General features: G+C 60.7%; 7 protein-coding genes and 4 pseudogenes. 3 read left to right on the forward strand and 8 right to left on the reverse strand.

Annotation, left to right across the window (positions count from 1 at the left end; translation table 11 throughout):
• Nucleotides 1-30: 30 nt before the first annotated feature.
• On the reverse strand, nucleotides 31-321 hold the full coding sequence (gene rpsF / locus ACEUKI_RS04205; RefSeq protein WP_003828111.1) for a 30S ribosomal protein S6: 291 nt from the start codon (nucleotides 319-321) through the stop codon (nucleotides 31-33).
• A gap of 325 nt (nucleotides 322-646) precedes the next feature.
• Here rpsF and ACEUKI_RS04210 point away from each other — a divergent pair.
• From ACEUKI_RS04210 to ACEUKI_RS04220, 3 genes and pseudogenes are all read left to right on the forward strand, one after another.
• A pseudogene (locus ACEUKI_RS04210) lies at nucleotides 647-712 on the forward strand (zinc-ribbon domain-containing protein); the annotation flags it as partial.
• Nucleotides 713-2,509: 1,797 nt separating this feature from the next.
• A pseudogene (locus ACEUKI_RS04215) lies at nucleotides 2,510-2,905 on the forward strand (heme utilization protein); the annotation flags it as partial.
• A 763-nt stretch (nucleotides 2,906-3,668) separates the two neighbouring features.
• Complete coding sequence (locus tag ACEUKI_RS04220) at nucleotides 3,669-4,682, forward strand: ribose-phosphate diphosphokinase (protein ID WP_080785476.1); 1,014 nt, start codon at nucleotides 3,669-3,671, stop codon at nucleotides 4,680-4,682.
• A gap of 75 nt (nucleotides 4,683-4,757) precedes the next feature.
• Here the strand turns inward: ACEUKI_RS04220 and ACEUKI_RS04225 are convergent, their stop codons facing one another.
• From ACEUKI_RS04225 to ACEUKI_RS04255, 7 genes and pseudogenes are all read right to left on the reverse strand, one after another.
• The gene (locus ACEUKI_RS04225; protein WP_181896173.1) at nucleotides 4,758-5,591 is read right to left on the reverse strand and encodes a YggS family pyridoxal phosphate-dependent enzyme; all 834 of its coding nucleotides are present in this window, start codon (nucleotides 5,589-5,591) and stop codon (nucleotides 4,758-4,760) included.
• Nucleotides 5,592-5,721: 130 nt separating this feature from the next.
• Nucleotides 5,722-9,438, reverse strand: a complete 3,717-nt coding sequence (locus ACEUKI_RS04230) for a family 43 glycosylhydrolase (RefSeq protein WP_374156528.1) — start codon at nucleotides 9,436-9,438, stop codon at nucleotides 5,722-5,724.
• A gap of 104 nt (nucleotides 9,439-9,542) precedes the next feature.
• Nucleotides 9,543-12,107: pseudogene (locus ACEUKI_RS04235) on the reverse strand (Ig-like domain-containing protein); the annotation flags it as partial.
• A gap of 30 nt (nucleotides 12,108-12,137) precedes the next feature.
• A complete protein-coding gene (locus ACEUKI_RS04240) occupies nucleotides 12,138-12,971 on the reverse strand; it encodes an IS3 family transposase (RefSeq protein WP_157825605.1) in 834 nt (277 codons plus the stop codon).
• A complete protein-coding gene (locus ACEUKI_RS04245) occupies nucleotides 12,968-13,261 on the reverse strand; it encodes a transposase (RefSeq protein ID WP_060812410.1) in 294 nt (97 codons plus the stop codon). The genes ACEUKI_RS04240 and ACEUKI_RS04245 overlap by 4 nt, the downstream gene beginning before the upstream one ends.
• Nucleotides 13,262-13,328: 67 nt before the next feature.
• A pseudogene (locus ACEUKI_RS04250) lies at nucleotides 13,329-13,517 on the reverse strand (ISL3 family transposase); the annotation flags it as partial.
• 428 nt (nucleotides 13,518-13,945) lie between these two features.
• The coding region (locus ACEUKI_RS04255; protein ID WP_374156529.1) for a hypothetical protein at nucleotides 13,946-14,277 on the reverse strand (332 nt) is incomplete at its 5' end.

The raw sequence follows: 14,277 nt of genomic DNA on the forward strand, positions 1-14,277 counted from the left end.
ACCAGTTGTTCAGCTGACTAAACGCTTGATTCAGCCCTTACGAAGAATCTTCGTACGGATCACGGATTCGTTGAGGTTCAGAACACGGTCGAGCTCATCGCTGGTAGCGGGCTCGGCGGTGTACTTCACCACGACGTAGTTGCCTTCGGTCTTACCGGCAATCTCATAGGCGAGCTTGCGACGGCCCCAGTAATCGGGCTCGTCGAAAGAGCCGCCTTCCTTGGTGACGAGTTCCAGATACTGCTCGGTCAGCTTCTTCAGACCGCGCTCATCCAGCTCAGGATCGGCGATGAACATCAGTTCGTACTTGTGCGCAGACATCACCCACCTCCTTCGGACTATTCGGCCACGGACGTTCCGTGGCAGGAGTGTGTATGCGTGTTAGCCCATGACGCAGCACCAAACCGGCACCGCATCTTCGGGCAACTTGGACAGTCTATATATAAGGCGGGACAGGGTATGGCCATATTCTTGCCGGTTTCGCGATGCCCACCGTTTTGGCCAAGCCCGCGCAGTCAACCCGCACGACCAAGCCCCCGCGCATCATCACCCAGCATTGTCCATTTCGAGCCTCGCCCCTATGGTCATGGCGCTGATTTTGCGGGTACGATAGTGCTCGAAGAAGTATCAAAAGAAGGGGGACGATATGTTCTGTCCTAATTGTGGAGCAGCTGTGCGCGAAGGAGCGCAATTCTGCGCTTCCTGCGGCAACCATCTTGCCGCGGCGTCAGCTCCAGCAGCAGCGACGCCCGCCGCACCCACGCCCGGTCGACCCACCGGTGCCGTTCCCACGGCCGCACAGCCCGCGGCTCCCGCACCATCGATTCCGTTGCCCGGCGCAGCAGCAGGGCAGCCGACGCCTCAGCCCGCTGCACAGCCGCAGGCCCAGCCCGCAGGCGGACCGGCATTCACCGCACCGACCACGGCCATGCCGAACCCAGGGCAGCTCGGCCCATCGCCGGCTCCCGCCGCTCCGGTACAACCCATCTCTTCCAGCCCGCTGGTCAAGGAACTGTTCGGCGCCCCCAACATGCAGACCATCGGCATTGCGGCCGTCATCGGTACGGCAGCCGCTTTGGTGCTTTCGATTTTCCCTGCAATCGCAATGAATTCCATGAGCACCGCAGCGCCCAGCCTCGGGGCCGATTCAACACTGAACCAAGCCATTGGCAGCATGTTCATCACCGGCAACGGCATGAACTTCTTCCACTACCTGTTCTTGTCGTTGGTCATGGGCCTGTCTGGCGGTATTCATTTCGACATCGTCGACCTCTCATCCTCCAGCATGGACGCCAGCAACATGATGTCGTACCCACTGGGACTCACCGGCCTGGCATTGCTGATCGGCACCGCATTCGGCGCATTCATGCTGGCCCGTTCCAAGAGCATTCGATTCAAGTTCACCGGCCTGATCTCCGGCTTTATCACCGGATTGCTGCCGGCCGTGGTCATCACGCTGCTTGCGGTCATCGCTGCGGCACCACTCGCCAGTGGCACCACCATCGTGGCCAAGGTAACCGGTGCCACAGTGCGTACGTTCTTTATGGCCTACCTGCTCTCCGCACTCGGTGCTCTGGCCGGCTATGCACTGGCCCAATATGCTCCCGATTCCAAGAACGTGTTCGGAGCTACTTGGCAGTGGGCACACCGCGTTCGCGGATACACGCGCACGGTGGTCAGCGTCTTGAGCTTCCAGCTGGCTTTGCTCTTCATCGTCGGCTTGGTGACCCTGTCTGCCGTGTCATTCTCCTCAGGTCAGGGAATCCTGATACTGACGTTCCCGGTCACACTGCTGATGATCGGCGAGTTCTTCTTCACCTGGGGAACCTTCGGTGCCATTACACTGACCGAGTCCGGTCAGCTGCCGCAGGATCTCAGCCTGTTCAGCATCAACCTCAGCTTTACCGTATGGCCTATTTGGATCCTGTTCGCCGTGTTCCTGGTCCTCACCTTCTACACGACATTGCGCGTCTCCGCACGCAACCTGTACGACCGTGCCTACATGGGCTGGCAGCACTGCTGGAAAGCCCCGATCGCCATCATGGTGTTCTGGGCGATTGCCACGCTGCTGATGGGCACTATGGGCGACCGCACCTCCGTCACGCAAGTTCAGACCATCGGACCTGCCATGTGGTACTTCCTGGTCATGGGCCTGTGGGCATTCCTGGTTGAGGTCGTTGCGCTGACGTTCGGCCCGACCATGGTGGTTTCCATGCCGGGACTGTGGACCCTGCTTGTAGGCGGCACTGTGCGTGCCACGCCTCAGCCTGTGGCCGACTACATCTATGCCAGCGGCGCAATGGTCGGCAAGTGGCCCACGTGGGGCACGCCGCGCGCCGGTATGGGTACGGGCGCAAACGCTGCGCAGCCTCACGTCAACGTCACGCCGACGTCCGCCGGCCAGCCTCCTGTTGCCGGTGTCGGTGTACCCGCGCCCGCTGCCCCGGGTGCCCCGGCCGCTCCTGCAACCCCCGGTGCCCCAGGTACCGCATTCGCAACCGCGGCTCCCATCACTCCCGGAGCGGTACCGGTAGCCGCACCTGGCGCGACCTCCACCACCATGAATGAGCAGCAGAAGAAAATCTTCATCATCGTTGGTGCCGCGGCCGGCTTCCTCGTGCTGTTCGGTATCGTGTATGGCGTGCTGTCTTCCGCCGTGTTCAGCGCGAAGAGCGTGGCGAACAGCTATGTGGCCGCCATCTCCTCCGGCGACTACGACAAGGCCAACACCATCGCCGATTCTCACGTGGATACAAACCAGCGCGCACTGCTGACCAGCAAGGCATCCTCGGGCGAGAACACGCGCATCACCAACGCGCGCATCTCGCAGACCTCCAACAATGTCGATGGCACCGTGAGCGCCCAGCTGACATACACGCTTGAAGGCAAGGAGGTCACCGGCGATTCCATCAAGATGGTGGCCAACGGCAGCAAGTTCCTGATCTTCAAGAACTGGACCGTCGCCGAACCGCTGGTCAAGACCATTTCGGTATATGCGCCGAGCTCGCTGGGCAGCATCACCGTCAATGGCGTGACCGTAACGCCCAAGAACGCTGTGAACAACGACGCGGACGAAACCGGCAACTACCAGCTCAAGGTGTACCCCGGTGTCTACAAAGTTGGCGTGGTGAAGTCCGACTATTACACCGCCAAGACCGTGTCTCTGAGCACCAACAGCTCCGATAGCGGCACTCTTGACGCTCAGCCTACGGACAAGTTGACGTCGGAAATCGACACGGCGGTGAAGAGCAAGCTGGATGAATGTGCTGCTTCCACTGATGCGGAACCGCAGGGCTGCCCGTTCAGCTACTACACCTCCAATTCCAGCCGATACCGCAACTTCAAGTGGACGATTGACGGTTATCCGAAGGTCACCAGCGTGAGCCTGTCGGATAGCTCGTTCAACACCGACGAAGGTGACGTGACGGCGAATTACGAGTACCGTTACAGCGATGGTTGGGAGCCGGAAGACGATTCCAGCACTTTCTCGGTGTACGGCAACTTCACCATCAAAGACAATAAGGTCAGTGTCGAGTTCCCCGAGTAATTTCGGCAATCTCAACACTCTTACGAAATAGGCACCCCGCCGTGGCGTTCGCTGCGGCGGGGTGCTTGTACACTGGTTAAGGCGTAAATCACACAGCGACTCAAACGAAGGATGCGAACGCATGTCGGCGATTCTTGAAGGCACTCCGGATAAACGACTCGTATTGGTCACGGGCCGCGCCTACCCCGAGCTAGCTGAGAAGGTGGCCGAATGCTTGGGAACCGAAATCCTCGAAACCACGTCCTATGACTTTGCCAATGGCGAGATGTACGTGCGTTTCACCGAACCGGTGCGTGGTGCGGACGTGTTCGTGCTGCAGTGTCATTCGGGCGATATCAACAAGTGGATTATGGAACAGCTCATCATGATCGACGCTTTGAAGCGCGCCTCCGCCAAGTCGATTACCGTGGTGGCGCCCTTCCTCGGCTACTCGCGCCAGGATAAGAAGCACCGCGGTCGTGAGCCCATCACCGCCCGTCTGATTTTCGATTTGTTCCACGCCGCCGGTGCCGACCGCATTATGACGGTCGATCTGCACGCCGCTCAGGAGCAGGGTTTCTTCGATGGTCCGGTCGATCATCTAACCGCCATGCCGGTGCTGCTCGATTACGTGCGTTCCGCCCTTGATCTGGGCAACACCACCATCGTGTCCCCGGATGCCGGCCGTATCAGGGTGTCCGAACAGTGGGCCGCCAAGCTAGGCAATCTGCCGCTGGCGTTCATCCACAAACAGCGTGATATTACTCGTCCGAACCATGCCGAGGCACATGGCATTATCGGCGATGTCGACGGCCGCGACTGCGTGGTCATCGACGACATGGTCGATACCGCCGGTACTATCTGCGAAGCCGTGCGCACCCTGAACGAATCCGGCGCCAAGTCGGTGACCTTGGTCGCCACTCATGGCTTGCTTTCCGGTCCGGCCGTGGAGCGACTGGCCAACTGTGGCGCGCATGAAATCGTGTTTATGGGCACCGTGCCGATTCCTGAAGAGAAGCGCCTGCCGAATATGACCGTACTGTCTTGCGCACCGCTGCTGGCCGCGGGTATTCGCTCCGTGTTCGAGGAAGGTTCTGTGGCGATTCTGCTCGACGGCCTGCCTGAAGACATGCATCCGCGCAATATCTATGCGTGATTGATACGCCGAAAATCCTCACGGAAAAACGCCGCTTGGCTATTGATCAAGCGGCGTTTTTCCGTATAGCTCCAATCAGATGAAGGCGCGCTCGCCGAAGATGGCGGTGCCGACGCGCACGATGGTGGAGCCTTCTTCGATGGCGTAGGCCATGTCGTGGGTCATGCCCATTGACAGTTCGGTGCAGTCGGCCGTGCCTTCGGCACCGGAGGCAAGAATCTGGTCGCGCGTGCAGCGCAGGTGCGCGAAGCCCGCACGAATCGTGCGCTCATCATCCACATGGGCACCAATAGTCATCAATCCCTGCAAGCGCAGTCCGCCCATCGCACCGATGCGTTGGGCCAAGTCGATGGCGTGGCTGGGTGCGCAGCCGGACTTCGATTCCTCGCCGGATTCGTTCACCTCCAGCAACACGCCGACCGTGATGCCGCGCATGGTGGCACGGCAGGCGATCTTTTCCGCCAGTTCGATGGAATCCACCGATTCGATGGTGTCCACCGCCGGCAACACCTTGCCGATTTTATTGGCTTGCAATTGGCCGATGAGATGGAAGGGAATATGCGTTGCAGCTGCGGCATTGGCCGTGTCAGCCTCAGCGGCATCAATCACGCCTAGCGAATAACCACGCTCCCCCAGTCGTTTTGCCAGACCGTCAGCCTTGACAGTAATCTCCTGTGGACGATTCTCACCAATCACGCGAATACCAGCATCGATAGCCGCCAGAATCTCGCCGACATCGCGCGTCTTGGTGGCAGCCAGCAATTGCACCGAACCGGCAGCACGCCCGGCTGCGGACTCCGATGCGGCAATCTGGTCAAGCACGCGATGCACACCATCAGTAATCTCTTGTGCGCGCGCCTGATCGATAACTTCGTTGGCGAGATCCTTATGGTCCATGTATGCCGTCATTGCTGCCCCTGTTCGTAGATTCCCCACCATCGTAGTCTCATACGCGCACATAATGCTTGTTATTGAACAAAAGTGAAGCCCCCGCTGTTCATGCGCGGGGGCTTGGTGATGCTAGGCCGAGCGAGTGGGACTAGCAGGTACCGGACTTGCGGCGCTTGAGGATGATTACACCCGCAACAGCAAGTACCACGGCGAGGATGCCAACACCAAGCACGGCTGCACCGGTGTCAGGTATCTTCTTGTGCTTGCCGGAGTCGGCATCACCCTTGTTCTGGTTGGAATCGTTGCCTTGGTTGGGCTTGTCCGTGCCGGAACCGGGCTTATCGCCACCCTGGCCAGGCTTCGTGGTGCTCTTCTCAACCAGACCCGCAATGGCATCGCTGATTGCCTCAGTCGCGGCCTTCACATCAGACTGCGTGGCCCGATCGTCACCAATCAGCGCATTCGCCGTAGCGACTGCGGAATCCAGCACGGCCGGTGATTCATCGGTCCACTTCGTCCGATCCACGGCAGCGGCGGCATCGAGCTGAGCGCCCAGCGCGGCACGATCTTGCACCGTAGCTACAAGCACCAGCTTCTTCGCTGCCTGCTTCAGCTGGGTTGCGGCATCCGCCACCGCAGCTTCGGTGGCATCCTCAGCCTTGTACACCTGCTGCGCCGAATCCAATACCGCCGCGTACTCCGCCCATGAAGTCTCGGTGTACTTGGAGGCATCGTCAGCCTTAGGCGAGTCAGCGAGTGCCTGCTTGAGCTCGGTCTTGTCGATCGGTGTGGGCTCAGGCGGCTCAGGCGCACTGTCGTCAATGGCATGAACCTGCCATTCGGCAACAGCCGGAGAAGCCGAGCCGGACGTGATAACCATACGCAACTTGGTAGTCTTGACCGGAGTGTTCCACGTGCCATCAGACCACCCCTTGGCATCGCCGGTGGCCCAGCCAGCAGACGGTGAATTGGCGGTCACAGTGTAGGTGGCGTCGGGAATATCCACGAAGTTGCCGGCACCGTTGTTCGCCAAGGCGTCCCAGTACTGCAATTCCCACGATGCCGGAATACCCAATCCGCCATCATCCGAGGTGAATTGCACGCGGCTAGAGTCGATAGTCACTTCACGGTCCCACTCGTAGTCGAGGCGCATCTCACCGGTGTTGGGCCAAGTGCCCCAGACATCCTCGTTGGCAATGGTGATATCGGGAATAATCTTGCCGTCGTTCAACGCGGCGGCACCCTTGACCCAGCCGGATGCCTTGCCGTCCACATCGGTGGCGGTGGCATCGCCCTCAATGTAGCCGGTCAGCGGCATGGAAGTGTCGGATGGAATGTCGGTTTTCGCCGAAGCGGACACGTTGCCGGCCTTATCGGTGGCGCGGTAGTACACGGTGGCGCGCGACGCACTCGGTGCAGCAATCGGCTTGCTGTACGTGGCCCATTGACCGTCTGCGCCAATGCGGTATCCAATTGATGCGACACCGGAACCGGTGCCGTCATCAGCGGTCAAGGTCAGCGTGCGCTCCTCCCTGTCGACAGTGGCCTTCACGGTCGGCGCGGCGGAATCCACCTTGCCACTGGCCTTGGCGATGTCGGAAACGTTACCGGTCTGATCGGTGGCACGAGCCCACACGTCAACATCACCCTGCTGGAAAAGCGCGGCAATAGTTGCGTTGGCATTCACCGCGATGGTGATCCAGGTTTTACCTTGGTCGGTGGAAATCTCCAGCTTGGCAATCGGCGTGATATCGTCCGTGGCCTGCACGGTGGCGAACGGAGCGGTAGTGAGCCATTCGCTATTGCCCGCGTTGGCGGTGACGGCAACGGTCACGGTCGGCTTCGTGGTATCGGCGGCGGGCTTGTAGCCATCCTGAACAGTGACGTTCACCGACACATTGCCTTGCTCGCTTGCCTCACCGGGCACGCCAGCAACCACACCGTAGGCCTTGAACGAACCGGCCTTGGCATAGGAAGAAGCAGCGACCGGACGCCAAATTACCAGGGAAGCAACGGTCGTGTCTCCATACTTCACGTCGACGGTGGCAGGCAGCGTGGGCGCGGTGCCGGTGGCGGTCGTCACGCCCTTCGGCGCAGTGATTGCCGGCGATTCGCTATCAGCAGCGCCGACTTCCCACTCGGCCACGGCTACGGAGGCGTAGCCTCCATCCACAGCTTGGCCAGTCATGTCGAGCTTTAGAGCAGTGGTGGTCACTGCATCGAACGTGACAGTGTTGGGGTTGGCCTTGCCGGTGGTTGTTGTATAACCGCTCGGACTGGTGACATCTTTCCATGTACCGTCCGCGTCCAAGTACTGAATCTTCCACGAAGCGGGCGCGCGCAGCGCGTTGGAATCCACATCGAACCAAACCTTGGACGAGTTGGCGCGCACAGTGCCATCCCATTGGTAGACCAGCGAGTCGCCGGATTGTGGCTGCGGAATGGAGCGGTAGTTGGTCCAGTGGTTCGGTGGCACCACAATGGTTTGCAGTACACGCCCATCGTTCACCGAGCCCTTGTATGCCGGCGTCTCGGTGAACGTTGCGCTCACCTTTGCGTACGGGGCTACGTTGGTGGAGGGTTGCGTTTTCTCCGCTTTGGTCGGATGTGCGGTGGAAGTCATCTGGCCGTCAGCGGTCCAGTCGACTTCATCGATGCACACGGCACGGCGGAAATCAGTGCCGCCTTCCTTATCGCCGGTGTGGTAGGTCACATACCATTTGTCGCCGAACTGGAGCACTGAGGGGTGCATGGTGGTAGCGGAACCGGAAGGCACGATCACGCCCTGATACTTCCACGGTCCGAGCGGACTGTCAGAAGTGGAGTACTGGATGCAAGCTTGGTAGTTCGATTCCACGCAGGTGGCTGTACCTGAGCCCGGCTCACCACCGTCGTACACGTTGTAATAGGTGTCACCCTTACGGAACACCCATGCCGCCTCAAAGAAGCCCTTCGGACCATTCGCGTTATTGTCCGCGTCCTTCATGGTGTGGAGGTTCGGCGTGGCGCCATCAGCCTTGGTTTCGGTCTCAGTGTACGAGGTGCGGCCGGTTGTGGTGTCCTTCTTCATCTTGATTGCGAGCTGGGTGCCAAAAGTACCAAAGTGCAAATATCCGGTGCCATCCTCGTCCACAAAGAATGCCGGATCGATGGTTTCAATCTGGGTTTGCGATGTGGTGAGCAGCGGCTTACCGATGGCATCCTTCCACGGGCCGAGCGGACTCTTCGACTTAGCCACGCCGATGGCGAACGGGTCCTGTCCGGCCGCCTCAGAAGCCTTGTCCTTCACCGGTACGTAGTAGTAGAACCAATCATCGGAGGTGTCGTTCGGAGTGCCGTTATCGTCGGCCACAACTTGGCCAGCGTATGCGCCATCACCGGTAGCCCAGCTGAATAGGTCGGCCTTGGCGATGGTCTTGTAATGTGTCCATTTGCCTCGATTGAGACCATCTTCATCGGTGACGTATACGCCCCAATCCTTCATATTGAAGGAGCCGTAGTCAGGCGAAGCCTCATCGTGACCAGTGAAAACGAAGAGTTTGCCGTCATAGCTCAGCGCGGACGCATCTGCAGAGTAGTAGTTCTGCGAAAGATCGTTCGGGGTGTCAATACCCTCGTTCTGCCCGATGGGGTTGCGCATGTAGCTGGGCAGTGCGCTATTGTCGATTTGGGTGACGGTGACATCAGGATTGTTATACGGCAGTTCGTTATACGCGTGACCGGCAACGCTGGGCGCGTTGTCAGCGGTGGCTGAATCGGCGGCCATTGCGGTCGGCGCAAGGGCAAGGCCTGACAGCAATGTCGTTGCGGCGACGAGCCCACCGGCCACCGCGCGAACCGATTGCACGGATACATGGAAACTCATAGTGCTCCTCATTGAGTGAGTGAAAAAAGTAATGATGGGTAGAAGGAAAAGGCTAGAGCCCCCTCTGCGAGGGGGCTCACTCGGCAGAATGACTCCGTTGCGGGTCAGGCCGAGTGACGGGCCGAACCGTGGTCGCCGGACTGGCGGTGCTTCAGGATGGTCACGCCTGCGGCGGTGAGCAGCACGGCAGCCGCAGCAACTACGGAAACCGCAGAACCAGTCGGAGGCACACGATCACCCTTGTTGTCCTTATCATCCTTATCAGTGTCGGTCACGCCGGGCTGCTGGGAGCCGGGCTTCTGCTCCGGCTTCGTGGCCCAGAACGCCTTGTCGAGAGCGTCCTGTGCGGCATCGACGTCGACCTGCTTGGCATCCTTATCGTCGTACACCTTCTGAGCGGCGGCAATCTGGCTCTGCAGAGCCTGCCATGCCTCCTCGGTGTACTTCGACTTGTCAGCCTTCTTGGCCTGCTCGATGGAAGCCTTGAGGGACTCCTTCTTCACCGTTTCGGCGGCGGGCTTCTCTTCCAAGGCCTTGACGGCCTTGTTCAGCGAAGCGGACGCTTCCTGGACGGTGGCCTGAGTGACCTCACCGACCTCATCGCCCTTGAGCACACCTTCCGCAGCCTCGATGGCCTTGTTCAAGGCCTCGACACTCTTATCCGTGTACTTGCCGGAAGCGGCCTCGGCTTTGGCCGCGTCGGTGGCGAGCGCAACGAGCGCCTTCTGGCCGTCCTCGAGCTTGGTCACCTGCTCGGCGACCTGTTCTTCGGTGGCGTTGGCATCGTCGTACACAGCCTGGGCAGCGTCAATGATTTGCTGGAACTCAGCCCATGAAGCGGCGGTGTAGCGGCTTGCATCGAGGCCGTTGGCTGTGTCAAGAGCCGACTTGAGCGCGGTCTTGTCGACCGGGGTAGGTTCAGGCTCGGTGCCGTCAATACTATGCACGCCCCACTCGGCCACGGCGGCCCCGAAGGTGCTGCTGCCGGTGTGCGGAGTGAGCACGAGTCGCAGCGACTTGGTGGCGACCGGCTTGAAGGTCACAGTGCTCCAACCTTTGGCATCGGTATCCGCACGAGAAGCCGGCGAATTACGCACAATGGTGTAATCCTCGGTGGGCTCGACATCCTTCCAAGAACCATCCTCGGCGAGGTACTGAATCTCCCAAGCGTCCGGGACTTCCAGACCACCCTTCGAATCATCAGTCTCAGCGAAGTTGGCCCAGAACTGGGCGCGGCTCTGGTCAACGGTCACGGACTGACCGAAGTCGTACTGGGCGTACATGCCGTCCTTTGCCTTGCCCCAAGAACCCCAGACCTTGTCGTTGACGTTCTGATCATCCGTGGTCGGCCAAGTATCATCGACGACTACGCCGTCGTTGAGCTTGCCTTCGGCCGGTGACCAGGTCGCCTCGGAATCAGGCGAAATGGTGGTCTTGGTCGCCTTGCCTTCAATCCAACCGACCAACGGCTCAGGCTCAGGCTCAGGAGTGGAGGAACCGTTCGGGTCGGCAACCACGTGGACAGTGAGCTTGGCAGCTGCGGAAGACGAACCGTCGTCGACGGTACCAGCCACCTCGTAGTCACCAACCTTGGTCAGGTCGATGGCCTTGATGTCGGCATCCTTCCACGTGACCTTGCGGTCGTCGTTGTATCCGTTCGGGAACTTCACCGGAACCGTGGCGGGCAGGTCGATGGACTTGGCGTTCTGGTAGACGGTCTGCTCAACCGGCTGCGCATTACCCACGGTCTGCGATGCGGTATCGGAACGAGCCGCGATGTGTGCAACCGTACCGCTCAGCGCACCAGCGACGGTGCCCTTGACATCGAATACGGCATCGGCGGCCAGCTGAGCGTCGGTCACCTTATCCCACGTGACGGCGAGGTCACGGCGAGAACCGTCGGTGTATACGGCGCTCACGGTGGAGGGCAGCTTCAAATCATCGGCCTTGGAACCGGTCTGCACCAGTCGGTTGACTTCGTCCACGCTCACCGGCTCGATGGCGTACGCCTCGAACTCGGAAGCACCCACGATGGCACCCTTCGGGAAGACCACGCGCAGCTCGTCGGTTTCGACGGTGTCGGCGAACTTCACTTCGTTGCCTTCGTTCTGGTTGACCGTGTAGGACTGGCCGTCAGCCAGCTTCACATCCTGCCAGTCACCGTCAGCGTCAGCGTACTGGAGCTTCCAAGATGAGGCCATCGGCACGCCACCGCCATCGGTCCAGAAGAAGACCTTGGCCTTCTTCCGCGGCACCTTGCCGGCCCACTTCAGTTGCAGCCACGGCTCCACACCAGTGTTGTCGCCCCAGTTGTTCCAGGTCTCGTTCGGCGTGTTGGTGTATACCACCTGACCGTCGATGACCTTCTTGGCGTTGTCCTTCGGCTGGTAGCCGTTGGCGTAGCTGGCAGAGGCGCTCGACTGCGGGGCTACGTTCACGGTACCGTCAGAGGGGATGCCGTGAACGGTGATTTCCCTGGAGCCTTCCTTCTCGTCATCGGAAGCGGTGAGCTTCAGGACGTAGTCACCCTCCTTGTTGAAGGTGACGGTGGTGCTGGCAGCGGAGGCGTCCACGAACTTCGCAATACCGCCTTCCGGACCGGAGACCTGGGACCATGTGGTGGTGACGTCGCCTTCTGCGGGCAGACCGTCATCCTTCACCGTACCGACGTGGATTGGCAACGGTGTGTTGGATTGTTTCTAGAGGGTGTTTCCTTGTTGTGTGAACTCCACGGGGCTCAGGTATCCGAGGGTCGAGTGGAGCCGTCGGTGGTTGTACCACCACACGTACCTGTTCAGGTCCGAGCGCAGCCGTTCCACGCTCGTGTATGTGTTGGCGTATATGAGTTCCTTCTTGACGAGACGGTCGGTGGACTCGACCACCGCGTTGTCGTACGGGCTGCCCGGTCTGGAAAGCGAACGCGTGATGCCGAACACGTCGAGCATGCGCCCGACGCGTTCCCCGGTGAACCCGCCGCCCCGGTCGGCGCGGAACACCTCGATGCCGCCCAACGGGAAGCGCAGCGCGGCGAACGCGGCCAGCACGAGATCCGCGTCGTGCCGCGTCCCGACGGCGTGGCCCGCGATCCCGCGGTTCGCGAGGCCGCCGGGCAGGCATATCCACGCCCATGAATTGCCGACCCTCACGTAGGCCGGGTCGGCGGCGATGTACGTGCGCGGGGCGTAGCCATTGAATTCGCGGCCGAAGATGTTCGGGACCGGATCGTCGTTCGGCCTGGCCGGATGCGGCCGGTACCGGGCCCTCGAATACGAGCCCGCCATGCCCCCGGCCTCCACGATCCGGCAGATGCGGCGGCGCGACATGACGATGCCCCCGCGGCGCAGCTCGGCCTTGATCTTCCCGGCCCCGTACACCCTGCCGCTGTCGCGCCACACGCGTCCCACATCCTCCTCATGGGGGTCGGCCCGTTCGGTCTCGGGGTGGTCGAGCATCCAGCAGTGGGTCGACTTGGCAACGCCCAGGATCCTGCACTGCGCCGATATCGGGCAGCGGCCGGCGTCGGACCGTATCACGCCTGCTTTCGTGCGGATACCGGCGCCGCTTGTTCTGAAACGTCCACCTCCATCTCCGACTGACGGTTGCGTTTCCGCAATGCGAGCGGCTCGCTCTGCCCGGGCGTGCGGTCGTCGGTGGCCCTGGTCGAGCCGCTGTTGCGGATCCCCCGCACCCACCGGTGCAGGGTGGAATGGCAGATGTCGCACTCCGTCTTGATCTCCACAGGCGGCTTGCCGTTCTCGTACAACCGCACGATCTGCCGTTTGAACCCCTCCGTGAACCTGCGCGGATGCCTCGGATCGGCCATCGTCGGCCTCCAATCTCATGTCATTCGTCCCTCATCGGACTGTCTAATACATTGTAGCCAATCCACTCGTGTCATGCACCGGACAGGCGGTCTCGGGGCAGCCGGTCTCGGGGCAATGGAAGCGCGCGCCGGGCCCGAAGACGATCGCGACGCGCGGTTCCCGCCCGCCGTCGCCCGCGTCCCTGAAATCCACGGACCCGACCTTCCAAGGCTCCTGCAACTGCAACGCGTCGGTGAACAGGCAAGAGGCATCCATGCCTCCAACCCACCCGCCGGCATCACCCCACACCACAACCACCCACCACAAACAGCGAAAGGCCATTTTTAATCGTTGATATTCCGCGGTTTTGAGCATCACTTCACAGTCACATCCCTTCACAGTCCAGTGGGCGCTGAGACGGAGACCCCCCGAAGTTGGACGTACTCGAAGTCTGTACAACAGCAACGTCGCGGCCCACGAATCGCCTTTTTGGACCGTGAAGGGTTGTGACTGTGAAGGAATCCCAGAAATGGCGGAATCCCAAGGATTAAAAATTGACACCTGAGGCAAGTCCCTTCACAGTCCAGAAGGGGAGTAAGTCCCTGCACAGTCCAGAAAGGGCGTACGGGTGGCATAACGAGATTGGCCGGACGGAGGGGGATTCCTCCGTCCGGCCAACTCAACCGGGGATCACTGATGGATCATCAGCTCCTGCGATGACGCAGCATCAGCACGCCAGCCGCCACGAGCAGAACCGCGACACCAAGCATGAGCGCGATGTCCGCGCCGGTCTTGGCAAGCCTGCGGGCACCCTTGGCGCTCTTGGCATCCTTCGCATTGCCGTCATCCTGGCCACCCTGGTCATTCCTGTCGCCCTGGTCACCAGATGCGACATTCTTGACGTTGGGATCGGTCACCGCATCGGTGTCATCCGGATTCGGCACGGTCTTGCCGGTGTCGGGGTCGACCTTGGTGTTCAGCTCCTCGCCGTCCTTGACACCGTCACCATCGGAATCGGGATTCTTCGGATCCGTGT

The sequence above is a fragment of the Bifidobacterium sp. 2450 genome, from assembly GCF_041900695.1.
In the GTDB taxonomy this organism is placed as follows: Bacteria; Actinomycetota; Actinomycetes; order Actinomycetales; family Bifidobacteriaceae; genus Bifidobacterium; species Bifidobacterium longum.

Bases quoted from the DNA above. Each gene is read 5' to 3' on its own strand.
- ACEUKI_RS04225 (WP_181896173.1), bottom strand. From the start codon at position 5,591: ATGACGGCATACATGGACCATAAGGATCTCGCCAACGAAGTTATCGAT.
- ACEUKI_RS04220 (WP_080785476.1), top strand. From the start codon at position 3,669: ATGTCGGCGATTCTTGAAGGCACTCCGGATAAACGACTCGTATTGGTC.
- rpsF (WP_003828111.1), bottom strand. From the start codon at position 321: ATGTCTGCGCACAAGTACGAACTGATGTTCATCGCCGATCCTGAGCTG.
- ACEUKI_RS04245 (WP_060812410.1), bottom strand. From the start codon at position 13,261: ATGGCCGATCCGAGGCATCCGCGCAGGTTCACGGAGGGGTTCAAACGG.
- ACEUKI_RS04230 (WP_374156528.1), bottom strand. From the start codon at position 9,438: ATGAGTTTCCATGTATCCGTGCAATCGGTTCGCGCGGTGGCCGGTGGG.